General features: G+C 72.7%; 22 protein-coding genes and 1 riboswitch. All 22 genes read left to right on the top strand.

What is annotated here, in order from left to right; translation table 11 throughout:
- Nucleotides 1-2: 2 nt before the first annotated feature.
- The 22 genes from carA to CcI156_RS17415 all read left to right on the top strand — a co-directional run bounded on the left by carA (nt 3) and on the right by CcI156_RS17415 (nt 25,721).
- A complete protein-coding gene (carA, locus tag CcI156_RS17520) occupies nt 3-1,229 on the top strand; it encodes a glutamine-hydrolyzing carbamoyl-phosphate synthase small subunit (RefSeq protein ID WP_175637615.1) in 1,227 nt (408 codons plus the stop codon).
- Nucleotides 1,216-4,623, top strand: a complete 3,408-nt coding sequence (gene carB / locus CcI156_RS17515; protein ID WP_076806906.1) for a carbamoyl-phosphate synthase large subunit — start codon at nt 1,216-1,218, stop codon at nt 4,621-4,623. Before carA ends, carB begins: the two co-directional genes overlap by 14 nt.
- Entirely contained in the window at nt 4,620-5,444 is an 825-nt protein-coding gene (pyrF, locus tag CcI156_RS17510) for an orotidine-5'-phosphate decarboxylase (protein WP_011437582.1), read from the top strand. Before carB ends, pyrF begins: the two co-directional genes overlap by 4 nt.
- 227 nt (nt 5,445-5,671) lie before the next feature.
- On the top strand, nt 5,672-5,989 hold the full coding sequence (gene mihF, locus CcI156_RS17505) for an integration host factor, actinobacterial type (protein ID WP_011437581.1): 318 nt from the start codon (nt 5,672-5,674) through the stop codon (nt 5,987-5,989).
- Between the two features lie 250 nt (nt 5,990-6,239).
- Nucleotides 6,240-6,785 carry a guanylate kinase gene (gene gmk / locus CcI156_RS17500; protein WP_035733409.1) on the top strand — a complete coding sequence of 182 codons (546 nt, stop codon included), beginning with the start codon at nt 6,240-6,242 and terminating at the stop codon, nt 6,783-6,785.
- A gap of 155 nt (nt 6,786-6,940) precedes the next feature.
- Complete coding sequence (gene rpoZ / locus CcI156_RS17495; protein ID WP_023841498.1) at nt 6,941-7,225, top strand: DNA-directed RNA polymerase subunit omega; 285 nt, start codon at nt 6,941-6,943, stop codon at nt 7,223-7,225.
- 18 nt (nt 7,226-7,243) lie between these two features.
- Nucleotides 7,244-8,554, top strand: coding sequence for a bifunctional phosphopantothenoylcysteine decarboxylase/phosphopantothenate--cysteine ligase CoaBC (coaBC, locus tag CcI156_RS17490; RefSeq protein ID WP_011437578.1), 1,311 nt, complete (start codon nt 7,244-7,246; stop codon nt 8,552-8,554).
- A 41-nt stretch (nt 8,555-8,595) separates the two neighbouring features.
- The gene (metK, locus tag CcI156_RS17485) at nt 8,596-9,792 is read left to right on the top strand and encodes a methionine adenosyltransferase (protein WP_076806904.1); all 1,197 of its coding nucleotides are present in this window, start codon (nt 8,596-8,598) and stop codon (nt 9,790-9,792) included.
- Between the two features lie 128 nt (nt 9,793-9,920).
- On the top strand, nt 9,921-12,167 hold the full coding sequence (locus CcI156_RS17480; protein WP_076806902.1) for a primosomal protein N': 2,247 nt from the start codon (nt 9,921-9,923) through the stop codon (nt 12,165-12,167).
- A gap of 293 nt (nt 12,168-12,460) precedes the next feature.
- Entirely contained in the window at nt 12,461-13,474 is a 1,014-nt protein-coding gene (fmt, locus tag CcI156_RS17475) for a methionyl-tRNA formyltransferase (protein ID WP_076806899.1), read from the top strand.
- Nucleotides 13,471-14,946: an RsmB/NOP family class I SAM-dependent RNA methyltransferase gene (locus tag CcI156_RS17470; protein ID WP_011437574.1), complete on the top strand. Its 1,476-nt coding sequence runs from the start codon at nt 13,471-13,473 to the stop codon at nt 14,944-14,946. The genes fmt and CcI156_RS17470 overlap by 4 nt, the downstream gene beginning before the upstream one ends.
- A 33-nt stretch (nt 14,947-14,979) precedes the next feature.
- Nucleotides 14,980-15,690, top strand: a complete 711-nt coding sequence (gene rpe / locus CcI156_RS17465) for a ribulose-phosphate 3-epimerase (RefSeq protein ID WP_076806897.1) — start codon at nt 14,980-14,982, stop codon at nt 15,688-15,690.
- Nucleotides 15,691-15,759: 69 nt separating this feature from the next.
- Nucleotides 15,760-15,889: riboswitch (FMN riboswitch) on the top strand.
- A 127-nt stretch (nt 15,890-16,016) separates the two neighbouring features.
- On the top strand, nt 16,017-16,724 hold the full coding sequence (locus CcI156_RS17460; RefSeq protein WP_023841500.1) for a riboflavin synthase: 708 nt from the start codon (nt 16,017-16,019) through the stop codon (nt 16,722-16,724).
- Nucleotides 16,721-18,241, top strand: a complete 1,521-nt coding sequence (locus tag CcI156_RS17455; RefSeq protein WP_076806895.1) for a bifunctional 3,4-dihydroxy-2-butanone-4-phosphate synthase/GTP cyclohydrolase II — start codon at nt 16,721-16,723, stop codon at nt 18,239-18,241. The genes CcI156_RS17460 and CcI156_RS17455 overlap by 4 nt, the downstream gene beginning before the upstream one ends.
- Nucleotides 18,238-18,720: a 6,7-dimethyl-8-ribityllumazine synthase gene (gene ribH / locus CcI156_RS17450; RefSeq protein ID WP_011437570.1), complete on the top strand. Its 483-nt coding sequence runs from the start codon at nt 18,238-18,240 to the stop codon at nt 18,718-18,720. The genes CcI156_RS17455 and ribH overlap by 4 nt, the downstream gene beginning before the upstream one ends.
- Before the next feature lie 731 nt (nt 18,721-19,451).
- The gene (locus CcI156_RS17445) at nt 19,452-21,026 is read left to right on the top strand and encodes a hypothetical protein (protein WP_175637614.1); all 1,575 of its coding nucleotides are present in this window, start codon (nt 19,452-19,454) and stop codon (nt 21,024-21,026) included.
- A gap of 10 nt (nt 21,027-21,036) precedes the next feature.
- Nucleotides 21,037-21,930: an SseB family protein gene (locus CcI156_RS17440; protein WP_076806891.1), complete on the top strand. Its 894-nt coding sequence runs from the start codon at nt 21,037-21,039 to the stop codon at nt 21,928-21,930.
- A gap of 343 nt (nt 21,931-22,273) precedes the next feature.
- The gene (infC, locus tag CcI156_RS17435; RefSeq protein ID WP_070982428.1) at nt 22,274-22,864 is read left to right on the top strand and encodes a translation initiation factor IF-3; all 591 of its coding nucleotides are present in this window, start codon (nt 22,274-22,276) and stop codon (nt 22,862-22,864) included.
- A 97-nt stretch (nt 22,865-22,961) separates the two neighbouring features.
- Nucleotides 22,962-23,156 carry a 50S ribosomal protein L35 gene (gene rpmI, locus CcI156_RS17430; protein ID WP_011437566.1) on the top strand — a complete coding sequence of 65 codons (195 nt, stop codon included), beginning with the start codon at nt 22,962-22,964 and terminating at the stop codon, nt 23,154-23,156.
- A gap of 125 nt (nt 23,157-23,281) precedes the next feature.
- The gene (rplT, locus tag CcI156_RS17425; RefSeq protein ID WP_011437565.1) at nt 23,282-23,662 is read left to right on the top strand and encodes a 50S ribosomal protein L20; all 381 of its coding nucleotides are present in this window, start codon (nt 23,282-23,284) and stop codon (nt 23,660-23,662) included.
- A 20-nt stretch (nt 23,663-23,682) separates the two neighbouring features.
- On the top strand, nt 23,683-24,576 hold the full coding sequence (locus CcI156_RS17420) for an RNA methyltransferase (protein WP_254847487.1): 894 nt from the start codon (nt 23,683-23,685) through the stop codon (nt 24,574-24,576).
- Nucleotides 24,576-25,721, top strand: coding sequence for a PAS domain-containing sensor histidine kinase (locus CcI156_RS17415; RefSeq protein ID WP_076806889.1), 1,146 nt, complete (start codon nt 24,576-24,578; stop codon nt 25,719-25,721). Before CcI156_RS17420 ends, CcI156_RS17415 begins: the two co-directional genes overlap by 1 nt.
- Nucleotides 25,722-25,782: the final 61 nt, after the last annotated feature.

Here is a 25,782-nt window from a genome sequence, read left to right as displayed (position 1 = left end):
TGATGCTGGAGGACGGTCGCAGCTTCGTCGGCGAGGCGTACGGGGCGATCGGCGAGACCTTCGGCGAGGCCGTGTTCTCCACCGGGATGACCGGCTACCAGGAGACGCTGAGCGATCCGTCGTTCCACGGCCAAGTCGTCATCATGACCGCCCCGCACATCGGCAACACCGGCGTCAACGACGAGGACTACGAGTCCGAGCGGATCCAGGTCGCCGGGTTCGTCGTGCGTGACCCCGCCCGGCGGGCCTCCAACTGGCGCGCCCGGGGCACGCTCGACGACGAGCTGGCCGCGGCCGGTGTGGTGGGGATCAGCGGGATCGACACCCGGGCGCTGACCCGTCACCTGCGTGAGCTCGGCTCGATGCGGTGCGGGATCAGCAGCGTGCTCGACGCCGACGCCGACGCCGACGCCGACGGTGGCCCGGTCGGCCCGGGCCCGGGTTCCGGCGCGGACGGCGAGCGGGCGGCGGCGCTCGACGCCCTGCTCGACCGGGTCCGCGCCTCCCCGGAGATGCTCGGCGCGGATCTCGCGCCCCGGGTCTCCACCCCTACCCCCTATGTGGTGGAGGCGGTGGCGGGCGCCGCGCTGTTCAAGGTCGCCGCGCTCGATCTCGGCATCAAGCGCGCGACGCCGGCCGCCATGGCCGCGCTGGGCTGCGAGGTGCATGTGCTGYCGGCCCGCACCACCGGCGAACAGCTGCTGGCGCTGGAACCGGACGGGGTGTTCCTGTCGAACGGTCCCGGCGATCCGGCGGCGGCGGACTATGCGGTTGACGCGCTGCRGACGGTGCTGCGGGCCGGTGTCCCGGTGTTCGGGATCTGTTTCGGGCACCAGCTGCTGGCCCGCGCTCTTGGCTTCGAGACGTACAAGCTCACCTACGGCCACCGCGGCGTGAACCAGCCGGTCGGGGATATGGCGACCGGGCGGATCGCGGTCACCAGCCAGAACCACGGCTTCGCCGTGCGGGCGCCGCTCACCGGGGTGACCGACACCCCGTTCGGCCGGGTGGTGGTCAGCCACCGCGGCCTCAACGACAACGTCGTCGAGGGATTGGAGTGTCTGGACGTGCCGGCCTTCAGCGTGCAGTTCCATCCGGAGGCCGCGCCGGGGCCGCATGATGCCTCCCCGTTGTTCGAGCGGTTCCGCGCTTTGATGGCGGACACCCGGGAGGGTGGCCGGGAGCGGAGTGAGCGATCTGTGCGGGAGGCCGGTCATGCCGAAGCATGAGGATCTGAGMAGCGTCCTGGTCCTCGGCTCCGGGCCGATCGTGATCGGCCAGGCGTGCGAGTTCGACTACTCGGGTACCCAGGCCTGCCGGGTGCTGCGCGCGGAGGGCCTGCGGGTCATCCTGGTCAACAGCAACCCGGCGACAATCATGACCGATCCGGAGATCGCGGACGCGACCTACGTCGAGCCGATCACCTCGGACATCGTCGCGAAGATCATCGAACGGGAGCGGCCCGACGCGATCCTGGCCACCATGGGTGGCCAGACCGCGCTGAACACCGCCGTCGCCCTGCACGACGCCGGTGTCCTGGACCGCTTCGAGGTCCGTCTGATCGGCGCGAATATCGACGCGATCCGCGCCGGGGAGGACCGTCAGGCGTTCAAGGACATCGTCGCCGCGGTCGGCGGCGAGACCGCGCGCAGCGCCATCTGCCACACCGTCGCCGAGTGCCTGACCGCCGGGGAGGAGTTCTCCTACCCGGTGGTCGTGCGACCCAGCTTCACCCTCGGCGGCGCCGGCAGCGGCTTCGCCCATGATTCCGGCGAGTTGCGCCGGATGGCGGCGGACGGACTGGCCGCGAGCCCGTCGACCGAGGTGCTGGTGGAGGAGTCGGTCCTCGGCTGGAAGGAGTACGAGCTCGAGCTGATGCGCGACCGCGCGGACAACGTGGTCGTGGTCTGCTCGATCGAGAACGTCGACCCGATGGGGGTGCACACCGGCGACTCGATCACGGTGGCGCCGGCGATGACCCTGACCGACCGCGAGTACCAGCGCATGCGGGACATGGCGATCGCGGTGATGCGGGCCGTCGGCGTCGACGCCGGCGGCTGCAACATCCAGTTCGCCGTCGACCCTGCGACGGGCCGGYAGGTGGTCATCGAGATGAACCCCCGGGTGTCGCGGTCCTCGGCGCTGGCGTCGAAGGCGACCGRCTTCCCGATCGCGAAGATCTCGGCGAAGCTCGCGCTCGGATACACCCTTGACGAGATCMCCAACGACATCACCCGCACCACGCCCGCGGCCTTCGAGCCGGCGCTGGACTACGTCGTGGTGAAGGTGCCGCGGTTCGCGTTCGAGAAGTTCCCCGGTGCCGACCCGACGCTCACGACGACGATGAAGTCCGTCGGCGAGGCGATGGGGGTTGGCCGCAGCTTCGCCGAGGCGCTGCAGAAGGCGCTGCGCTCGATGGAGGCCCCGGGCTCGGTGTTCTCCTTCGTCCCGCCCGAGGCGGACGCCGCCGACCTGCTGGAAGCCGCGCGGGTTCCCCACGACGGCCGGTTGCGTACCGTCCAGCAGGCGCTRCTTGCCGGCGCGGATCCCGACGAGGTCACCCGGGTCACCGGGATCGACCCGTGGTTCGTCGACCAGCTCGTCTTCCTCAACGAGACCGCGGCGATGATCAGCCGCAATCCGGCGGGCATCCGGCGGGCCAAGCGAGCCGGGTTCTCCGACGTCCAGCTCGCCGAGATCCTCGGCACCTCCGAGGACGTGGTCCGGGCGTTCCGCCACCGCACCGGCATCCGGCCGGTGTTCAAGACCGTCGACACCTGCGCGGCGGAGTTCGCCTCCGAGACCCCGTACCACTACYCCGCCTACGACGCCGAGACCGAGGTCGCGCCGAGCAAACGGCCGCGGGTGATCGTGCTCGGCAGCGGGCCCAACCGCATCGGCCAGGGCATCGAGTTCGACTACGCCTGTTGTCATGCGGTGATGGCGCTTTCCGACGCCGGCTATGAGACCGTCATGGTCAACTGCAACCCGGAGACGGTGTCCACCGATTACGACACCGCCGACCGGCTCTACGTCGAGCCGTTGACGGTCGAGGACGTGCTTGAGGTCGTCCACGCCGAGCAGCAGGCCGGGCCGCTCGCCGGGGTAATCGTCCAGCTCGGCGGGCAGACCCCCCTCGGCATCGCCGCGGCGCTCGCCGAGGCGGGCGTGCCCGTCGTGGGCACCCCGCCCAAGGCGATCCATCTGGCCGAGGACCGTGGGCTGTTCGGGCGTGTGCTGGCCCGGGCGGGCCTGCCCTCGCCGCCGCACGGGGTGGCGACCTCCTTCGCCGAGGCGCGCACGGTGGCCGAGCGGATCGGGTACCCGGTGCTGGTGCGGCCGTCCTACGTGCTCGGCGGGCGTGGCATGGAGATCGTCTACGACGACACGATGCTGCGCGACTACATCGATCGGGCCACCGCCATCTCCCCGGAACATCCGGTGCTCGTCGACCGGTTCCTCGACGACGCGGTGGAGATCGACGTTGACGCCCTCTACGACGGGGAGACGCTCTACCTCGCCGGGGTGATGGAGCACATCGAGGAGGCCGGGGTCCACTCGGGCGACTCGGCCTGCGCCCTGCCGCCGATCACGCTGGGCCGTTCGGAGCTCGACCGTATCCGGACGTCCACCGAGGCGATCGCGAAGGGCGTCGGGGTGCGGGGTCTGCTCAACGTCCAGTACGCCCTGCAGTCCGATGTGCTCTACGTCCTGGAGGCCAATCCCCGGGCGTCGCGGACCGTGCCGTTCGTCTCCAAGGCCACCACGGTGCCGCTGGCCAAGGCCGCCGCCCGGGTGATGCTCGGCGCGACCATCGACGAGCTGCGGGCCGAGGGCCTGCTGCCGCGCTCCGGCGACGGTGGCACCCTGCCGCTGGACTCGCACATCTCGGTCAAGGAGGCCGTGCTGCCCTTCGGGCGCTTCCGTGACGCCGGTGGCCGCGGCGTCGACACCGTCCTCGGGCCGGAGATGAAGTCGACCGGTGAGGTGATGGGCATCGACGACGGCTTCGGCACGGCGTACGCCAAGTCCCAGGCCGCCGCGTACGCCTCGCTGCCCACCTACGGCCGGGTGTTCGTCTCCGTGGCCAACCGGGACAAACGGGCGATGGTTTTTCCGATCAAGCGGCTCGCGGATCTCGGTTTCGTCGTCTACGCCACCGAGGGGACCGCGGACGTGTTGCGGCGCAACGGGGTCAAGGCGGTCGTCCTCGGCAAGCACTGGGCCCCCACCGAGGGGCTACTCGACTGTGTCGAGATGATCACATCCGGGCAGATCGACCTCGTCATCAACACCCCGTGGGGCGTCGGCCCGCGCCTGGACGGCTATGAGATCCGCACAGCCTGCGTGAGTGCCGGGGTTCCGTGCATCACCACGATCCAGGGTGCGGCGGCCTGCGTGCAGGGCGTGGAAGCGCTGGTACGGGGGGAGCTGGGGGTCCGATCGTTGCAGGAATACCACGCGGCGCTGCGGCAGGCGTGGGGCGGGGGACAACCGGGCGGCTCGCCGCCCGAATCCTCCGGCTCTGCGGCGTCTGAGTCCGCGGCGTCTGAGTCCGCGGCGTCTGAGTCCGCGGCGCCTGAGTCCGCCGTGTTCGGACCGGCGGCCAGGAGGAGCGGATGAGCGCCGGCCGGAGGAGCTCCGGCGGGAGGAGCGCGGCCGCGCCCCGCTTCACCCCGCCGCGGGGCCGGGCGCCGCTGGCGGTCGCGCTGGATGCCCCGGACGCCGCGACCGCGCTGCGCTGGGCCGCCGCGGTCGCCCCCACCGTGGCCGTGCTGAAGATCGGTCTGGAGCTGTTCTACCGGGAGGGCCCGGCAATCGTGACGGCGCTGCGCGCGGCCGGCGTGCTCGCCGGGGCCGGCGGCGCGGCGGTCGCCGCGGGCGGCACCGGGAGTGCCCCGGAGTTGTTCCTCGATCTCAAACTGCACGACATTCCCGCCACGGTCGCCGGGGGAATGCGCTCAATCACCCCGTTGGGCCCTCGTTTCGTGACCGTGCATGCGGCTGGGGGGGCGGCGATGATACGTGCGGCGATCGAGGCGGCCCCGGATGTCGAGGTAGCCGTCGTGACCGTACTCACCTCGCTGGATGTGGCGGCGCTCAGCGCGATCGGGCTCGCCGGACCCCCTTCCGACGCCGTCCGCAGGCTCGCCGTGCTTGCGGTCGAAGCCGGTGCGCGCACCCTGGTGTGCAGTCCGCGGGAGGTTCGAATGGTCCGTATGGAGCTTGGTAGCAATGTGACTCTCATCACTCCAGGCGTGCGACCGGCGGGGTCGGAAACCGGCGATCAGGCCCGAACCGCGACGCCGGAAGCTGCCCTTGTGGGGGGTTCTGACCTGGTCGTGGTGGGTCGCCCGATCACCGGTGCGCCCGACCCCGGGGTCGCCGCGAGGGCCATCGCCGCAGGTCTCAGCGCTGCCGGCAGGGCTGCTGACCTGCTGTGACGCCGATGGGACCAGGGTGTGTTCGTCCTGGTGCGGTACGAAGCGGTACGGTGGGGCCGCCGTAGACCGAAAGGGTGCGGCACGAGTGGGCCACCCCTTTCGTCCGTCAAAGCCTTCTCTTGTGCTGACAATATGTTCGCATCAGAGTGTTATGGCCAAGGCTGGACTGAGGAGTCCCTTCCTCGCTAGTTTGCGCGGCGCGATCACCGAATTGAGGAGGCGTACCCGTGCCCCTGCCGCCCCTAACGCCCGAGCAGAGGGCCGCCGCCCTCGAGAAAGCAGCGTTGGCTCGTAAGCAGCGTGCGGAACTCAAGGAGCGGTTGAAGAAGGCGGAGACCACGCTGGCCGCCGTCCTGGAACAGGCCGAGGCTGATGAGGTCGTCGGCAAGATGAAGGTTTCGGCTGTTCTTGAGTCGCTTCCCGGAGTGGGGCGCGTACGCGCCCAGAAGATCCGGGAACGGCTCGGGATCAGTCCGACCCGCCGACTGCGAGGACTCGGCGCCAAGCAGCGTGCCGCACTCCTCGAGGAGTTCGGCATGGCCTGATCCGGTGGAGTGGGAAAACCACTCCGCCAGCCCGGATCATGGTTACGGCGGGTAGCGGCGTTGACGGGAGGGTGGCGTCACTCACATTCTTCCGGCGATGTTGCCCTTCCTTCCGGTCGGATCGGGGGGCGGCATTTCTTTAACCTCCCCCGATCCGGCCGTCCCCGGGAAACMAGTCCCGTCCTCGTGTCCTCTGGGGACTGATGACCGGGTGCGCGCCGACTGACTGAGAGGTCCTATCGTGGTGCCCATGGGTCTTACAGTGCTGTCCGGGCCGTCCGGAGTCGGGAAGGACACCGTCGTCGCGGCAGTCCGGGAACGTCACCCCGAGGTCTGGGTCTCGGTCAGCGCCACCACGCGGCCACCGCGTCCGGGTGAGACTGACGGTGTCGAGTACCACTTCGTCGACGCCGAGGAGTTCGCCCGGATGGTCAAGGCCGGGGAGTTCGTCGAGCACGCGATGTTTGCCGGACACGCCTACGGCACCCCCCGCCGTCCGCTTCTCGAAAGGCTCGCCGCGGGTGTGCCCTGCCTGCTGGAGATCGAGCTGCTGGGCGCCCGGCAGGTGCGCTCGGCGATGCCACAGGCCCGTTTCGTCTTCCTCGCCCCGCCCACCTTCGACGAGCTCGTCCGTCGGCTGACCGGTCGGGGGACCGAGTCACCCGAGGTCATCGCCCGCAGGCTGGACCGGGCGCGCATCGAACTCGCGGCCGAGACGGAGTTCGACGACGTGATCGTGAACGACGACGTGCGGTCYGCGGCAGCCCGCTTGGTAGCATTGATGATCGGCTCGTAGGTCCGGCCCACCGRTCGCCCGCGCAGCCGGCATCTCCGTACAGCCCACATGCCGTACAGCCTCCTCCGCGCAGCCCGCCCTGCCCCCGCGTAGCCTGCGCTCCGCACTGTCCGGACGGCGCAGCCGCCTTGGACGTCCCATTCCGGAAGGACATCGTGGCCGGTACCGCCGCCCATCCCGAAGGCATCACCAACCCCCCCATCGACGAGCTCCTCGAGGCGACCGACTCGAAGTACAGCCTGGTCATCTACGCGGCGAAGCGAGCTCGTCAGATCAACGCCTACTACTCGCAGCTCGGCGAGGGTCTGCTGGAGTACGTCGGCCCGCTGGTCGAGACGACCAACGCGCAGGAGAAGCCGCTGTCGATCGCGTTGCGTGAGATCAACGCCGGCCTGCTCACCCACGAGACCGTCGCCGACAGCCTCCCGCCGGTCTCCTGATGTAGGACGATGACCGAGATGCCCGATGCGGAGCGCTCCGGCACCGGGTTGTCCGACCCTCGGCGTCCCCGGGTCGTGCTCGGTGTGGCGGGCGGCATCGCCGCCTACAAGGCGGTGGAGGTGCTCCGCCGGTTCACCGAGTCCGGCCACGAGGTCCGGGTGGTGCCCACGCCGTCGGCGCTGCGGTTCGTCGGCGCGACGACTTGGGCTGCGCTGTCGGGAAACCCGGTCACCACGGACGTGTGGGACGATGCGGACGAGGTCGCCCATGTCCGGATCGGCCGCGAGGCCGACCTCGTCCTCGTCGCGCCAGCCACCGCGGACCTGATGGCCCGCGCGGCCGCCGGGCGCGCCGACGACCTGCTCACCGGCACCCTGCTGACGGCGACCTGCCCGGTCGTCTACGCGCCGGCGATGCACACCGAGATGTGGCAGCACCCGGCCACCCGGGCGAACGTGGCGACCCTGCGGGCGCGGGGAGCGGTGGTGGTTGAGCCGGCGGTGGGCCGGCTGACCGGCGCCGACTCGGGTCCGGGTCGCCTGCCAGAGCCAGCGGAGATCGCCGCGCTCGGCATGGCGGTGCTGGCCCGGGGTGCGGCCGGGGTGCGGCCCGATCTTGCCGGCCGGCATGTCCTGGTCACGGCCGGCGGCACCCGGGAGTACCTCGACCCCGTCCGGTTCCTCGGCAACGCCTCGAGCGGCCGTCAGGGGTACGCCGTGGCCAGGGCTGCCGTGGTGCGGGGAGCCTCCGTCACGGTGGTGGCGGCGAACGTCGCGCTGCCCGAGGTCGCCGGCGCCCGCACGATCCCGGTCACCTCCGCGGCGCAGCTGCGCGATCGGGTCCACGAGGTCGCGCCCTCGGCGGACGTGGTCGTCATGGCGGCCGCGGTCGCTGACTTCCGCCCCGGGGCGCCGCAGGCCTACAAGATCAAGAAGGAGTCCGCGGCCCCGGGCTCCATCCCGCTCGTGGCGAATCCCGACGTGTTGGCCGAGCTGCTGGCGAACCGCCGGCCCCGTCAGGTCCTCGTCGGTTTCGCGGCCGAGACCGGCGGTCCCGGCGGTGGGGTACTCGACCACGCCCGGGCCAAACTGGCGCGCAAGCCGGTCGACCTGCTCGTGGTCAACGAGGTCGGCGCCGGCCTCGGATTCGAGGTGGAACACAACGCCGCCGTGGTACTGGACCCCCGCGGTGGCGAGACGGCGATCGAGCACACGAGCAAGGACCTCCTCGCGCATCGGATCCTCGACCTCGTGGTCGGCCTCACGGCCGATCGGACCGATGGAACGCCCGCGGAGGCGCTACGTGTACCCCTCGCGGCACCTCGGTAAGCTTCGTCGGAATCAGCCGGATCACCCAGGGGGTTAGTCCAGTGGCGACGCGCCTGTTCACGTCCGAGTCCGTCACCGAGGGGCATCCGGACAAGATCGCCGATCAGATCAGCGACTCGATTCTCGATGCCATGATCAAGGATGACCCGAAGAGCCGGGTCGCCGTGGAGACGCTCATCACGACGGGTCAGGTCCACGTCGCCGGCGAGGTCAYCACGAAGACCTACGTCGACATCGCCTCCGTCGTCCGCGAGCGCATCCTGGAGATCGGTTACGACTCCTCCAAGAAGGGCTTCGACGGCGCGTCCTGCGGCGTCAGCGTGTCGATCGGCGCGCAGTCCCCGGACATCGCCCAGGGCGTCGACACGGCGCACGAGACTCGCGTCGAGGGTTCCGCCGACGACGAGTTCGACCGGCAGGGCGCCGGCGACCAGGGCCTGATGTTCGGGTTCGCCTGCGACGAGACCCCCGAGCTCATGCCGCTGCCGATCGCGCTGGCGCACCGCCTCGCCAGGCGGCTGTCCGCGGTCCGCAAGGAGGGCCAGATCGGCTACCTGCGCCCGGACGGCAAGACCCAGGTGACCATCGAGTACGTCGACGGGAAGCCGGCCCGGCTCGACACGGTCGTCGTCTCCTCGCAGCACGCCGCCGACATCGACCTGGACACCCTGCTCGCGCCGGACATCGCCGAGTACGTCGTCGAGCCGGAGCTGGCCCTGCTCGAGATCGCCACCGAGGGTCGCCGGCTGCTGGTCAACCCGACCGGCCGGTTCGAGATCGGCGGCCCGATGGGTGACGCCGGCCTGACCGGCCGTAAGATCATCGTCGACACCTACGGCGGTTACGCCCGCCACGGCGGTGGTGCCTTCTCCGGCAAGGACCCATCCAAGGTCGACCGCTCCGCCGCGTACGCGATGCGCTGGGTCGCCAAGAACGTCGTCGCCGCGGGTCTCGCCAGCCGCTGCGAGGTCCAGGTGGCGTACGCGATCGGCAAGGCGCAGCCGGTCGGCCTGTTCGTGGAGACCTTCGGCACCGGAACCGTCCCGGACATCCAGATCCAGGACGCGGTGACGAGCGTGTTCGACCTCCGTCCCGCCGCGATCATCCGGGATCTGGACCTGCTGCGGCCGGTCTACGCCCAGACGGCCGCCTACGGCCACTTCGGTCGCCCCGAGCTCGATTTCACCTGGGAGTCCACCGCACGCGCCGAGGCTCTCCAGCGCGCCGTCAAGGGCTGACCCGACGCTCCTCCCTCGGCCCCCGTGGGATCTCCCCGGCCCCTCCCGGGGCCCCTGTCCCGCCGGTCGCTGTTCCGGCGAGGGAACGGGGATGGAGGATGTCGTAGGCGGCTGGTACGAATGCCGTCATGACCGAGCACCCCGGCACCCTCCCCGGCCTCAGCCCGTCAGAGGTCGGCCGGGCAGAGGTCGGCCGGGCAGAGGTCGGCCGGGCAGCGGCCGGCCGGGCAGCGGCCGGGCCGGGGGGTGCCCGGTCGGGGGTTTCGCGCTCCGCGGGTTCCGGTTCGCCGCGGCCGCTCGCCGCGCGGCTGCCGGTGGCGCGGGTTGCCGTCGACACTGCGCTCGCCCATCTCGACCGTCCCTTCGACTACCTCGTGCCGGCGGACCTGGCTGACCTGGCGGTGCCGGGATCCCGGGTCCGGGTCCGGTTCGCGGGCCGGCTGGTCGACGGGTTCGTGCTGGAGCGTCGCGAGAGTTCCGACCATTCCGGTCAGCTTGCGCCGCTGGCCCGGTCGATCTCGCCGGAGCCTGTGCTGTCCGAGCCCGTCGCGAAACTCGCCCGCGCGGTTGCCGATCGTTACGCCGGCACGCTGGCCGACGTCCTCCGGCTCGCCGTGCCTCCCCGCCACGGCCGGGCGGAGGCCGCCTCACCGAGGCCCGAGGTCGTTTCGCCGGGGCCTGCGGCTRTCTCACCGGGGCTTGAGGCCGTGCCGCCGGAACCCGGCGAGTGGGGCCGCTATCCCACGGGGCCGTCGCTGCTCACCGCCCTGGCGGCGGGCAGGTCACCAAGGGCGGTCTGGTGGGCCCCGCCCGGCCCCGCCTGGCCGGAGATGATCGCCGCCGCGGCCGCCGCCACGGCGGTGTCCGGTCGCGGCGTACTCGTCGTCGTACCCGATCATCGTGATGTCGACCGGGTCGAGGCGGCGATGGTCGCCGCGGTCGGTCGGGAGACCACCGTCGCACTGCGGGCCGATCTCGGCCCGGCCCGGCGATATCGCGCGTTCCTCGCGGTCAGCCGCGGACAGGCGCGGGCGGTGGTGGGTACCCGCGCGGCGATGTTCGCGCCCGTGGCCGAGCTTGGCCTGGTGGTGGTGTGGGATGACGGTGACGACCTGCATGCCGAGCCGTTGGCCCCGTACCCGCACGCCCGAGACGTCGCCGTCCTGCGCTCCCGGCTCCAGGGGTGCGCGCTCGTGATCGGCGGGTTCTGCCCGTCGACGGATGCCGAGGCGCTGGTGCGCACGGGGTGGGCGCACCCGGTGGTGCCGCCCCGGGAGCAGGTGCGCGCGCTGGCTCCCCGGGTCGAGGCCACCGGCTCCGACCTCGAACACGCCCGTGACCCCGCCGCCCGGGCGGCGAGGCTGCCCTCCCTCGCGGTGCGGACCGCCCGGGATGCGCTGGCGGCCGGTCTGCCGGTACTGGTCCAGGTGCCGAGGAGGGGATACCAGCCGTCACTGGCCTGCGCGGACTGCCGACGGCCCGCCCGGTGCCCGCACTGTCAGGGGCCGCTGGGCCGGGCGGCGGGCGGCGGTGCGCTCTCCTGCCGGTGGTGCGGCCGTCCGGTCGCCGCGGCGGTCTGGCACTGCCCGTCCTGTTCGGGCCCGCGGCTGCGCGCCTCGGTAACGGGAGATCGTCGCACGGCGGAGGAACTGGGGCGGGCCTTTCCGGGCGTTCCGGTCCGCACCTCCGGCCGKGGCGGGGTGCTCGCCACCGTGCCCGCAGAACCGGCCCTTGTCATCTCGACCCCGGGGGCGGAGCCCGTGGCGGACGGCGGCTACGGGGCGGTGCTGCTCCTCGACGGCTGGGCTCTGCTGGGCCGTCCCGACCTGCGCGCGGGGGAGGAGACTCTGCGCCGGTGGACCRCCGCCGCCGCGCTCGCCCGGCCCGCCGCTCGCGGGGGGCGGGTCATCGTCGCGGCCGATGCCGGACTAGGGCCGGTCCAGGCGCTCGTCCGTTGGGATCCCGGCACGTTCGTTGCCCGGGAAGCCGACGAGCGGGCGGAGCTGGGGTTCCCGCCGGCGACCCGGATGGCGTCCGTAGCGGGCACCGCCGCGGCGGTCGCGGAGCTGCTGGCCGCCGTCGAGCTTCCCGACGGCGCCGATGTGCTCGGGCCGGTACCGCTGCCCCCCGCACCGTCCGCGCGGGCCGTTCCCGACGGCGCGAACCAGGGCGATTCGTCTGCCGTGGGTGCCGGGCGGCGCGGCCCCGACGGCGCCACCTCCGGCCCCGAGGAGATCGAACGGGTCCTGATCCGGGTCCGGCGCGAGCGCGGTGCGGCCCTCGCGGCCTCGCTGCGATCCGCTCGCGGCGTCCTCGCGACCCGGCGAACCACCGGCCGGTTACGGATCCAGCTCGATCCCCTGATCCTCGGGTAGCGCCGGCATGGTCTGGTTCGCACCGCATGGCGTGGCCCCGCATACCACGGCCCGGGTACGCGTCATGGATCATGATCTTCGGCCGCGGGCCCGGTCCGGACCGCGGCCGTCCGCCACCTCCGAGCGTCGGCGGGGTACGGTCGTCGGCGGCGACAGGCCTGTGGACGTCAGCCCATACTCCCCGGCCGGAGAACGGCGGGATGCTCCCGGCCCGGTCGGACACCTCGGATCGATGACCCCCGGAGACGGTCACGGCGTCGGCAATGACGTCGCGACGGATCGGTGCTTCGCGTATGCGTCTTGTTTTCGCCGGTACCCCGGCGGTGGCTCTGCCCAGCCTGCGGGCGTTGATCGACAGCCCGCGCCATGACGTGGTCGCGGTTGTCACCCGGCCCGATCGGCCCTCCGGGCGGGGGCGGAAGGTGAAGCCGCCCCCCGTCCACGTCCTGGCCGACGAGGCCGGCATCCCGGTGCTCAGCCCGGACCGGCCCCGGGACCCGGAGTTCCTGGCCACGCTCGCTGGCCTCGCGCCCGACTGCTGCCCGGTGGTGGCCTACGGCGCGTTGCTACCGCCCGCGGCGCTCGCCATTCCCCGCCACGGTTGGGTGAACCTGCACTTCTCCCTGCTGCCGGCCTACCGCGGGGCGGCTCCGGTGCAGCGCACCCTGCTCGCCGGGGACGACCTGACCGGCGCGAGCGTCTTCCAGATCGAACCGGCGATGGACTCCGGTCCGGTCTACGGTGTCCTCACCGAGCGGGTTCGGCCGACGGACACCTCCGGTGACCTGCTGGACCGGCTCGCCGAGGCCGGCGCCGGGCTGCTGGTCGCGGTGATGGACGGCATCGCCGACGGGACGGTGCGGCCCGTGGCCCAGCCCGCCGAGGGGATCTCCTTCGCGCCGAAGCTGACCGCCGAGGAGGCCCGGATCGACTGGACGAAGCCGGCGATCGCGGTGGATCGGCTGGCGAGGGCCRCCACTCCCGCGCCGGGAGCCTGGACGACGTTTCGCGACCGGCGGCTCAAGATCGGTCCGGTGCGCCTCGGTGCGGTGTCCGGTCGGCCGGCCGGGCCGGTAGCGCTGCCCGCCGGGCTGCCGGCGGGGGGGCTGCCGGCGGGGCAGATCATGGTGCTCCCCGGCGGGGACGTGGCGGTCGGCACGGGCACGAGCCCGGTGCTCCTCGGTGAGGTGCGTCCCGAGGGGCGAGGCCCGATGGCGGCCGCGGCCTGGGCCCGCGGGGTCCGGATCGCCAAGGGGGAGACCCTCGGCGCGATCGGCGCGATGCCGGTCAGTGGAGGAACGTCGTGAGATCGGCCGGTTCGCCGGGCACCCGTGGGCCCCGGCCAGCGTCAAGCGTCGACCGGCCGCGGTTGCTGGCCTGGGAGGTGCTGCGGGCGGTGGACGAGCGCGGCTCCTACGCCAACCTGCTGCTGCCGTCCCTGTTGGCGGGCAGCGGGCTGTCCGCCCGGGACCGCGGGTTCGTCACGGAGCTCGCCTACGGCTCCCTGCGTGCGCAGGGCACCCTCGACGGGGTGCTCGACACGGCGACGAGTCGACCCGTCCACACCATCGACCCGCCGGTGCGCGACGCGCTGCGCCTGGGCGCCTACCAGCTGCTGCGGACCAGGGTCCCGGCCCACGCGGCCGTGGCCAGCACCGTCGAGCTGGTCCGCACGACGAGTGGCGAGCGCCCGGTCCGCTTCGCGAACGCCGTGCTGCGTCGGGTGGCCGCCCGGGTGGCCGAGACCGGCGGCGATCTCGCCACGATGCTGTCCGCACCGCGGTTCGACGTCGACCCTGTCGGTCACCTGGCGGTCGTGACGACGCATCCCCGCTGGATCGTCGAGGTCGTCGCGGAGGCCCTGGCCGGCGACCTCACGGCGACCCGCGCCGCGCTGGAGGCAGACGACGTCCGACCCGCGGTACACCTGGTCGCCCGTCCGGGCCGGGTCGACCGTGACCGGCTGCTCGCCGAGGCCGCGCAGGCAGGTCTGACCGCCCGAGTCGGCCCCTACTCGCCGTATGCGGTACGCCTCGACGGCGGGGACCCGGCGGGGTTGCCCGCCGTGGCCGCGGGCGCGGCCGCCGTGCAGGACGAGGGCAGCCAGCTCGTCACCCTGGCCCTGGCCCGCGCGGCGACGGTGGGCCGTGACCTCGGGCTGACCGTCGACCTGTGCGCGGGCCCCGGCGGGAAGGCGGCCCTGCTCGCCGCGCTGCTCGGCGGCTCCGCCCCATCGGACGGGCCGGGTCTGCCGGACAGGCCGGGTCCACCGGACAGGCCGGCCCTGATCGCGGTCGAGCCCCGGGCGACCCGGGCGGCCATGGTGGCCCGGTCCCTGGGCGACGCGGCGCGGGCCTGGACGGTGCGCGCCGACGGCCGGGCGGTGCCGCTGCGGCCCGATGGAGCCGACCGGGTGCTGGTCGACGTCCCCTGCACCGGCCTCGGAGCACTGCGGCGCCGGCCGGAGGCCCGGTGGCGGCGGACCTCGGCCGATGTGGCCGCGCTCGTCCCGCTCCAGCGTGCGCTGCTCGTCGCCGCGCTCGACCTGGTCCGCCCGGGCGGGGTGGTGGCGTACGCGACCTGTTCCCCGCACCCGGCCGAGACCGTCGAGGTGGTGCGTGGCGTGGCCGGACAACGCGCCGACACCTCCATCCTCGATGCCCGCCTGACCCTGCCGGAGGTCGACCGGCTCGGTGACGGCCCGTTCGTCCAGCTCTGGCCGCATCTCCATGGCACGGATGCGATGTTCGTCGCCCTGCTGCGCCGGGTCGACAGCTGAGGCGTCGGACCCGGGAGCCGATACCCTCGCGAAATGGCCACCGCGCAGATCTACCCCAGCCTGCTCGCCGCCGACTTCGGCCGGATCGCCGACGCGGCCCTGGCGGTCGAGGGGCAGGCCGACTGGCTGCACGTCGACGTGATGGACTACCACTTCGTCCCGAACCTGGCGTTCGCGCCGGACACGGTGACGGCCCTGCGCGCGGTGACGGATACTCCGCTTGACTGCCATCTCATGATCGACGATCCCGACCGCTGGGCGGCCGGGTACGCCGAGCGCGGCGCGGCGAACGTCACCATTCACGCCGAGGCCGTGTCCGACCTGCCCCGCACCACCAGGGCGATCCGGGCGGCCGGGGCCCGCACCGGCCTCGCTGTGAAGCCGAACACCCCGGTCGAGCACTATCTCGACGACCTGCACCGGTTCGACCTGCTGCTGCTGATGACCATCGAGCCGGGTTTCGGCGGTCAGACGTTCATGACCGAGGTGTTGCCGAAGATCGAGGCCGCCCGGCGCCTGCTCGACGCCCGTGGGCTGGACCTGTGGCTGCAGATCGACGGYGGGGTCAACGCCGGGACGATCGAGCGGGCCGCGGTGGCGGGTGTGGACGTGTTCGTCGCCGGCACGGCCGTCTTCGGGGCGGCCGATCCGGGCCAGGCCGTCGAGCGGCTGCGTGAGCAGGCGCTGCGGGCGGCGCCCCRGCTGTCCCCGCCCGCGCCACGCTCGGCGGTCGGGCCGGCGTGACCGCGTCCGGTGGCTTCACCGGCGTCCGGCGGCTTCATATGCCAGACTTGAGGCAGTACAACCAGCAGCACGCGCGCTCCGGGGTCGGTGAAATTCCGAACCGGCGGTGACAGTCCGCGACCCGTCCGCAGGTACTGGGACGGCTGACCCGGTGGAATTCCGGGACCGACGGTGAAAGTCCGGATGGGAGGACGCGCGCGGGCCGAGTGCCCGCGGTGGTCGTTGACCGCTCGCGGGCGCGTGTCGGCGTGAGCGTGCCGGCGTGGTCCCGCGTGGTTTTTCCTCGCCCAGGGTGCGGGTGCCCGGGAGCGAGGGGCACGGGTCGGATGTTTACCGGCATCGTTGAAGAACTTGGCGTGGTGACCGCGGTGGATGCGCGGTCGGAGTCGGCGGCACTCACCATCGCCTGTCAGACGGTTCTGGGTGATGTGAGTCACGGCGCGTCCATCGCCGTCAACGGTGTCTGTCTCACGGTGACTTCCTTCGCCCGCCCGGGGCTCGACGGGGGCGCCGAGACCGGTACGGCCGGCGGCCCACCCGGCCCACCCGGYACAACGGACGGCCCGTCGGCGTTCACTGCTGACGTGATGCGAGAGACGCTGGTGCGTTCCTCTCTTGGGAAGCTCGCCGTCGGTGACCGGGTGAATCTCGAACGTCCCGTCCGGCTGGCGGACCGGCTGGGAGGCCACCTGGTCCAGGGGCACGTCGACGGCGTCGGCACGGTCCTCGACCGGCAGCCCGGTGAGGGCTGGGAGTTCGTGCGCGTCGCGCTCCCCGAGGGGCTCGACCGCTACCTCGTGGCGAAGGGCTCGGTGACGGTGGACGGGGTGAGCCTGACCGTCGTCGACATCTCGCCGGCCGGTGGCGACTCACCGGCCACCTTCACGGTCAGCCTGATCCCCACCACGCTCGAACTGACCACGCTGGGTCGCCGTGCGCCGGGTTCCCTGGTCAACATCGAGGTCGACGTGCTGGCCAAGTACGTCGAGAAGCTGCATGCCGGCCCCATCGAACCGAACGGACGACACCGATGACGACATCCGCGGCCGGCGCCTCCTCGACGGCCACCCTTCCCGCCGGTGCCCTTCCCGCCGGCTACGCCGACGTGCGGTTCGCCGCCATCGAGGACGCGCTCGCCGAGATCGCCGCCGGCCGCCCGCTCGTCGTCGTCGACGACGCCGACCGGGAGAACGAGGGTGATCTGATCTTCGCGGCGGAGGCCGCGACACCCGAGCTGGTCGCGTTCATGACGCGGTACACCTCCGGTGTGATCTGCGTGCCGATGGACGCCGCCGACACCGACCGGCTCGAACTGGACCAGATGGTCCCGCACAACACGGAGCGGATGGGCACCGCGTTCACCATCACCGTGGACGCCCGCGACGGCGTCTCCACCGGGATCTCCGCCGCCGACCGGGCCCGCACCATCCGGTTGCTGGCCGACCCGCGGACCACGCCCGGCGACCTGAGCCGGCCGGGCCACATCTTCCCGCTGCGGGCCAAGGACGGCGGGGTGCTGCGCCGCCCCGGCCACACCGAGGCCGCGGTCGACCTGGCCCGGCTCGCCGGGCTGYGGCCGGCCGGTGCGATCTGCGAGATCGTGAACGACGACGGGACGATGGCCCGGCTTCCCCGGCTCGCCGAGTTCGCCCGCGAGCACGGGCTGCTGCTGATCTCCATCGCCGATCTCATCGCTTACCGTCGGCGGACCGAGAAGCAGGTGGTGCGGGTCGCGGAGGCGTCGCTTCCGACGCGTTACGGGGCGTTCCGGGCGGTCGGGTTCCGCAACATCCTCGACGGYGTCGAACACATCGCGCTGATCCGCGGCGAGCTCGGTGACGGCGCGGACGTGCTGGTCCGGGTGCACAGCGAATGCCTCACCGGGGACGTCTTCGGCTCCCGGCGCTGCGACTGCGGAACCCAGCTCGACGCGGCACTGCGCATAATCGCGACCGAGGGACGCGGAGTGGTGCTCTACATGCGGGGCCACGAGGGCCGGGGCATCGGCCTGATGCACAAGCTGCGGGCCTACCAGCTGCAGGACGCCGGCCACGACACCGTCGACGCCAACCTCGCRCTGGGTCTGCCGGCCGACGCCCGTGACTACGGCACCGGGGCCCAGATCCTGGTCGACCTCGGCGTGCGCGGCATCCGGCTGCTGTCCAACAATCCGACGAAGCGGGCCGGGCTGGAGGGCTACGGCCTGCGCATCGTCGAACTCATCGGGATGCCGGTCACCCAGACGCCGGAGAACCTGCGCTACCTGACCACCAAGCGGGACCGGATGGGACACGTCATTCCCGGTCTGCCCAGCATTCCCGGTCTGCCCAGCATTCCCGGTCCGCCCGGCCTTCCGGGTCCGCCCGGCCTTCCGGKTCCACCCGGCCTGTCCGATCTGCCTAGGGCCGTGGGCGAGGACGAGCCGGCCGGCTCGCGCTGGATCCCGGKGGCGCCGAGGGCGCCGAGGGTACCCGTCACCTCCGGCTGCACGGCCGTCGCGGGCCCGGGTACGTCCGCCGGGGTCGACTGTGCCGAGGGGGAGGGTCTGTGAGCGGCCTCGGGGCTCCCGCGGAGGTGCTTCCGCCCGTCGCGGGCATGCGGTTGGCGGTGGTCGCCACCCGGTGGCACGCCGAGATCACCGATGCGCTGCTCGCTGGCGCGCTGCGCGCCGCGAAGGACGCGGGCCTCGCGGCGGCACCCGCCGTCGTGCGGGTCTCCGGTGCGGTCGAGCTTCCCGTGATCGCCGCCGCGTTGGCTGCGCGGCATGACGCCGTCGTCGCCCTCGGTGTCGTCATCCGGGGCGGCACCCCCCACTTCGACTACGTCTGTCAGTTCGTCACCGCGGGGCTCGCCCGCGTCACCCTCGACGCCCGCGTCCCCGTCGGCTTCGGCGTGCTCACCTGCGACACCGTCGAGCAGGCCCGGGACCGCGCCGGGCTGCCCGGGTCCAGCGAGGACAAGGGCCGGGAGGCGACCCTGGCCGCGCTGGACACCGCCGCGGTGCTGCGCGATCTGGAACTCGCCGGCTGAGCTCCCACGCCGTCACCGACCGAAACGTTCCGCATCAGGAGTTCACACACACGGTGCGAGGCCGATCCGTCCGCGTGACATGCTCTCGGTATGGTGTTGCCGTCACATGGCGATTCGAAGTGGATCGGGTGTGCCGGTCGTGTGTTCGCTGCTCGTGGCTCTGATTCCGGCTGTCCCGATCAGTCCGGTGCTCTTGTCGGGACGGCCGGTTACACGAGACTGTGGTCTCACGTCGTATCGGTGCCCTTGCGCTCTGGCGTCATACTTCGCGGTGGGATCGGCGGAGGTCCCGTCGGCCGGCACACATGGGGGCGGGGGTGGCGCGGATGGTAAGTCACGGTGGGAGTTGGAACGGTGACGAGGCGTCGGCGTCGACCGGCCCGGTCGGGGGGAATCCGGAGGCCGGGGAACGGGTCGCGGCCGGCCCCGGCCGGCGGGATCCCGACGCGACCGAACCGGGTGGTGGCGGGGACGCGCGCCCCATCTCGCTGCTTGGCCTACGACTGACCGAGCCTCAGGCGCCCCATAACGCGCTGGTTACCCGTCGTCCCGCCCGATCACGTCCGGGCGGGACCCGTTCGGAGCCCGCTACCGGTCGGACAGGGGGCCCCTCCGGGGGGCGCGGGAGCACGGCAGCCCCGCCGCCCACCCCCGTGCCACCGGCCCCGCCGCCCGCGCCACTGCTCCCGCCGCCCGCGCCACTGCTCCCGCCGGGCCGGAGCGCGCCCCCCGTGGGCCTTCCATTGACCGCGCCGCCCGGCCCGAGCTCCGCCTGGCCCGGTGCCTCGCTCACCGTGTCCGGCGGAGCGGGGTGGACGCCCGACCTCGCCGCCGCGACGTCGGCGGCCGGGCCGCCGGACCCGGACCCGACCGGTCCGGATCCGTACCCGGTGGACCCGTACCCGACGCCACCGGATCCACCGCCCGGTGCGCCGCCGCCCCCGGCGGTTTCCCCACCGCTCCCGGCCGTCCCGCCGCCCGGGGAGACCTGGGAGAACATCGCGGTGCTGGTCCCCGCGGCCGGGCAGCCGGTGAACCTCCCGGATGGAACGCCGGTCGTCCCCGTTTCCCGGGCCGCCACCGCGCCGCCCCCCGACGGCTCGCCCGGTGCCGGGCCCGTATCCGGGCGGCTTCCCCCGTCCGCGGCGGCTGACCCGGGTTGGCCGGTGCCGGAGGCGTGGCCCGACGCCGACTCCTTGGGCGGACCCACGGTCGGCCGACAGGCGGTCGAAACGCCTGGTCTGGAGCCAGCCTGGTCCATCCCGGTCCCCGCGAACCTGCCGGCGCGGCGGTCCGGCTTGGCCCCTTCCCTGCCCGTCCGGGCGGCGGTGGCCGCGGTGACGCCGTCCGGTRGTCGGGCGGTGGTCCCGGCCGTCGCGGGAACGGGCGGTTCGTCGGTCGCGCGGGCGCGGGCCGGTGGGCGGCGGGTGCTGGTTGGGGGATTCGGTGGCGGAGGCGGCCGGACGACGGTCGCCGCGGGTCTGGGACTGGCGATCGCGGAGCACCACGGTCATCGGGTGATGGCCGTGGACGCATCCCCGGACCAGTCCGGGCTGCTTGCGCACCGGGTCGGCCTCATGTCACCGGGCGTGGGGTTGCGGGAGCTGGCCACGGCGCGGCCACCGGTGTCCTCGTTGGAGGACGTGCGCCGGTTTGTCGCCTCCGACGGCTCCGGTGGCCTGGAGGTGCTGGCCGGACTGCGTGATCTTACCGGGCCGGGGTTGCTTCCCGAGGAGCTGGCGTGGGCACTCGACCTGCTCGGACACTGGTATCCGGTCGTCGTCGCGGACGCCCCACCGGGGTGGAGCCAGCCGGTGCCGGCCACCCTGCTGGCGCGGGCGGACCTCGTCGTGTTGACGATCCGGGCCGGCGAGACGGAGATCGCCGGTGCGGACGACGCGTTGAGCGCGTTGACCGCGGCCGGTCGGCCAGATCTCGCTGCCACCGTCATCGTGGCCGTCGTCGAGACGTATCCCTCCCGGTTGAGCCGCGGGGCGCGGCTGCGTCTCGAACATCTCGAGGACCGGGCCTACATGACGGTGCCGGTGCCGTTCGACGCGGCGCTCGCCGACAGCCGTCCGATCAGCTGGTACCGCCTGCGTCGCCGGACCAGGTTTGCCTTCCAGCGTCTCGCCGGGGCGGTCGCCACCGCCCCGCTTCCCGGGTCGCAACCGGCCACCGTGCTGGCCCGGCCCGCCATCGCAGCCCCCGGTCGGGGCCCTCAACCATGGCCCGGGCCCGTCCGGGCCATGGTGAACGCCACGGACCCGATCCGGTACCGGCCCGCCGCGCCGCCTGGGCCCTAGGCTGGCGAGAATGGCACGCGATCTGCTGACTCCGTCTGGTCAGGGCGATGACGGCCGCGCCGACGAGTCGCTCACCCGAGCGCTCGCCGCCAACCCGGTCGACCCCGCCGTTCTGACCGCCGCGCTGCGCCAGGCCCGGGTCTTCGTCGGAGTCGAGGCTCGGCTCACCGCCGCCGACGCCGTCACCGGTGCGGACAAGACCAGCGAGATGGCGCTGACGACCCTGCGCACCCCGTCCGGCGCGACCGCGCTACCGATCTTCTCCAGCGTCAGCGCGCTCACCGCCTGGCGCTCCTCGGCCCGGCCGGTTCCGGTCGCCGCGGTGGACGCCTGCACGGAGGCGGTCCGGCTGGGGCTCGGAGCGGTGGTGATYGACGTGGCCGGTCCGCGCTCGGCCAGTCTGGACGTCGGCCCGGGCGGTCCCGCGCCGGTGCCCGGCGGATCCGGCTCCGACGCGCCGTCCGGAACCCTCGACACGCCGCGCGTGACCGAAGCCGCGGACCTCGACAAGCTGAGGGTGACCGCCCTGCGCCGTCCGTCCGATCCGGATGGTCCGTTATCCCGGCGGCGGGTTCGGGAGGCGTTGCGGACCGTGACTGAGCGGGTCGAGGTGTGGCCGGCGGAACTGCTCCTCCCGGGTGCCGGCGCCCCACGCCCGGTGCTCGCCGTCGCGGTACGTCAGGGCGGAGATGCGGACGCGCGGTCCGGGGAGTTGCTTGCCCGGCGGTTGTCCCGGCTGCTCGCCACCGATCCGGCCCCGGCCCCGGYCCCGGCGCGGGAGCAGGAGCGGGCCTCGGGCCCGGCCGTGCTGCTCGTGAGCGCGCGGGAGGCCGAGGCGGTGCGCCGCCATCTGGGGCGGGGCCTGCGCCCGACGCGCCGATGGCCGGTGCGGTTCGCGAGGTGAGCGCCGCCGGCCCTTTCGGAGCGCCCGGACGATGATGTGATCGTCGTGTCGCCCGGTCTGGTGCTACGCTGGGCCGCAGACCGCCTGCCGGCTGGTTTTGTTCCGTCCGCTGGCGTTGCCGTTTCCAGGCAGCCAGGGCACGGCGCGGAGCCTGATCGGCAGGACCAAGCGGGGGTTCGCCCTCCACCCGATGTCAGCACTGATGTCGCCACCCCGGGACGTCAGCAGGTCCTCAGGCCGGAGTTCCGGCTGGGGGCCGCGGTGGCCGGGTCGCCGGTCGGCCGAGCCGTTTCCGCGGTCGTCGGCCGGGAGCCTGGTGTACCAGGCTCGGTGCTCCGCTGCGGTGAGGTCATGCCCGCGCGTCGAGCAACGGAGGAAACACATCAGCACAGAGTCCCGTATCAACGACCGGATTCGCGTCCCCGAGGTTCGCCTCGTCGGCGCGGAGGGTGAGCAGATCGGCATCGTCTCGATCGGTGAGGCCATGCGTATGGCGCAGGAGGTCGATCTCGACCTCGTCGAGGTCGCGCCGACCGCTCGTCCCCCGGTCTGCAAGCTGATGGACTACGGAAAGTTCAAGTACGAGTCCGACCAGAAGCGTCGGGAGGCTCGGAAGAACCAGGTCCAGACCGTCATCAAGGAAATGAAGCTGCGGCCGAAGATCGATCCGCACGACTACGAGACCAAGAAGGGTCACGTCGTGCGTTTCCTGCGGGCCGGCGACAAGGTCAAGATTACGATCATGTTCCGCGGTCGGGAGCAGTCCCGGCCCGAGCTCGGCATCCGCCTGCTCCAACGGCTGTCCGCCGACGTGGCCGACCTTGGTTATGTCGAGGCTCAGCCCAAGCAGGACGGCCGGAACATGACCATGGTCATGGCCCCGCACAAGGGCTCGAAGCCGCAGCGGGTGCCGGAACCGGCCGGCCACGTCTGACTCGAGGGCGGGCAGTCCGCGCGGTGGCGCCGCCACCGGTTCCGGATCTCGCCACGCCGGTTGTTCGATCACCCACGTAACCCGTCAGGATGTCAACATGCCCAAACAGAAGTCCCACAGCGGTGCGAGCAAGCGGTTCCGGGTCACCGGCTCCGGCAAGGTGCTGCGCCAGCGGGCCAACCGCCGCCACTACCTGGAGCACAAGACCAGCCGCCTCACCCGCAGACTGGATGGCGTGGTGCCGTTGACGAAGGCGGACAACCGACGCGTCAAGCGCCTGCTCGCCCGCTGACCGTGGCCCGCTGACGACTCCGGCCCCGACTGCGGCGGGCCCGCCGGTCGCGGTCGGCCCGCCGTTGGCGGCCGACTCCGGCCCGGGCCGCCGGACGCACCCGAACGAAGGAGACAGGTGCCCTCATGGCACGCGTGAAGCGGGCGGTCAACGCCCAGAAGAAGCGCCGTACGGTCCTCGAGCAGGCCAGCGGCTACCGGGGCCAGCGCTCGCGGCTCTACCGCAAGGCCAAGGAGCAGATGCTCCACTCGATGACCTACTCCTACCGGGACCGCCGCGCGCGCAAGGGCGACTTCCGGCAGCTGTGGATCACTCGGATCAACGCGGCGGCGCGGGCGAACGGTCTGACCTACAACCGCTTCGTGCAGGGTCTGAAGCTGTCCGGCGTCGAAGTCGACCGCAAGATCCTGGCCGACCTCGCGGTCAACGACGCGGTCGCGTTCACCGCCCTGGTCGAGGTGGCACGGGCCGCGCTGGCGGCGGCGCCGGAGCCCACCGCCGCCTGAGCCCGTCGCGACGTCGGCCCGTGCCCGCCTCCCGCGTGTCCTCCACGACCGACGCCCCTTCGCCGGACGCCCCTTCGCCGGGGCCGGCGCCGATCGCCGGAGCGCGCTCCGGGCGGGTCGGCGCCGCGCGTCGCCTCAAGCGGCCCGCGGCCCGGCGCGAGCAGGGCAGGTTCCTGGTCGAGGGGGTGCAGGCGGTGGGCGCGGCATTGGCCGTCGGCGAGCTGCTTGAGGTGTTCGTCGGAGTCTCTGCGACTCCCCGGCACGAGGAGTTGCTGAGGGCGGTCCGGGTGCCGGTCCGGGTCGTGACGGACGAGGCCGTGGCGTCGCTGTCGGAGACGGTGACCCCCCAGGGCCTCGTCGCGGTCGCGGCCCTGCCCGCTCATCGGCTCGCCGACCTGCACGCCCCCCGGCTGGTCGCGGTGTGCATCGGCGCGGGCGATCCGGGTAACGCCGGCACGGTGATCCGCAGCGCGGACGCGGCCGGAGCGGACGCCGTCGTCTTCACCGGGAGCGGTGTCGACCCCTTCGGGGGCAAGTGCGTGCGCTCCTCGGCCGGCAGCCACTTTCACCTCCCGGTGATCGTGGAACCAGCCTTGGYCGGGGTGCTGGACCGGCTGCGGGCCCGGGGTTGCCGCATCGTGGCGACGTCCGGAGCCGCGGATCGCGACATTGACACCGCCGTCGCGGCCGGTGAGCTCGACGGRCCGACGGCGTGGCTGTTCGGTAACGAGGCACATGGGCTGGCTTCGGCTACTCTGGCCGCCGCGGACGCGGTTCTGCGGGTACCGGTGTACGGTCAGGCCGAGTCCCTGAATCTTGCGGTTGCGTCCGCCCTGTGCCTTTACGCGTCGGCGCGGGCGCAGAGAACGGGCAGGTCCGGTACTGACGGCACCGGAGGAGGTGGTCGACGGTGATGAACATTGTCACGTCGCCATCCGGGCAGGTGCCGCCCTCCGGCCCCGGCTGCGCGCCCGATGCCACCGATTCAGCCGTGTCGGCCGCGCAGGACGGCCCACTGCCTGCCGCCGCCTTCGACCTGCTACCGGATTCGGTGATCGTGACCGACGCCGCCGGCGTCGTCGAGGTGTTCAACCGGGCGGCGGCGAAGCTCACCGGGGTGGATGGACCGTCCGCGATCGGCCGGCATCTGACCGAGGTCCTCCCGTTGCTGGACGAGCGGGGCAACGACTGGTGGGAGTGCTCTACAGCCAGCCGGAACCTGCCGCGGGTCACCGGGCAGCCGGAGCGGCGCCTGACCTACGCGGGTCCAGTCCACGACCGTGACTTCCACGTCACGGTGCGGTTCAACCGGGTCGCCGGTCGGCTGGTGCGGGTGTCGCTGTCCCTGCGCGACACCCTCAGCCGCGAGCGGCTGGAACGCAACCGGGCGGACCTGGTCGCGACCGTGGCGCACGAGCTGCGCTCGCCGCTGACCAGTGTGAAGGGATTCACCGCGACGCTGCTCGCCAAGTGGGACCGGTTCACCGACGAGCAGAAGAAGCTCATGCTGAACACGGTCAACACCGACGCCGACCGGGTCACGCGCCTGCTCACCGAGGTGCTGGACGTCTMTCGGATCGACTCCGGACGCATCCAGGTCCGCAAGCAGATCGTCGACCTGCCCGCCCGGGTGCGTTCGGTGGTGGACGGCAAGGTGGCCTCGGGCGCGGCGGGCGCCGACCGGTTCTTCATCCGCGAGGAGGGCGAACTGCCCGAGATGTGGGTCGATCCGGACAAGATTGAACAGGTACTGCACAACCTCGTCGACAACGCCCTGCGGCATGGTGCGGGTACTGTGACGGTACTGCTGCGTGGCAGGGACAGCGGCACGGAGGTAAGCGTGGCCGACGAGGGTGAAGGCGTGTCCGAATCGAACGCCGCGCGCGTGTTCACGAAGTTCTGGCGGGGCGCCAGCCGCGGGAACGGCACCGGCCTCGGGCTCTACATCGCCAAGGCGCTGATCGAGGCGCACGGCGGCACCATCTCGGTCGGCCGGGCCCCGGGTGGCGGCGCCGAGTTCCGATTTTTCGTGCCCGCCGGTGGCCCGGTGTTCGGCTGACGCCGAGCACCGCGAACCGACCGGTGGGCGCCCCGGGCGGCCAGGCGCGCGCCGCCGCCCC

Source organism: Frankia sp. CcI156, from assembly GCF_001983015.1.
Lineage (GTDB): Bacteria > Actinomycetota > Actinomycetes > Frankiales > Frankiaceae > Frankia > Frankia casuarinae.
The sequence above is the reverse complement of the archived record's forward strand: the minus strand, read 5'-3'. Positions and strand labels throughout refer to the sequence as shown.

Excerpts from the sequence above, each read along its gene's own strand:
- pyrF (WP_011437582.1), top strand. The coding sequence starts at position 4,620 with ATGAGCGCCGGCCGGAGGAGCTCCGGCGGGAGGAGCGCGGCCGCGCCC.
- coaBC (WP_011437578.1), top strand. The coding sequence starts at position 7,244 with ATGCCCGATGCGGAGCGCTCCGGCACCGGGTTGTCCGACCCTCGGCGT.
- rpmI (WP_011437566.1), top strand. The coding sequence starts at position 22,962 with ATGCCCAAACAGAAGTCCCACAGCGGTGCGAGCAAGCGGTTCCGGGTC.
- rplT (WP_011437565.1), top strand. The coding sequence starts at position 23,282 with ATGGCACGCGTGAAGCGGGCGGTCAACGCCCAGAAGAAGCGCCGTACG.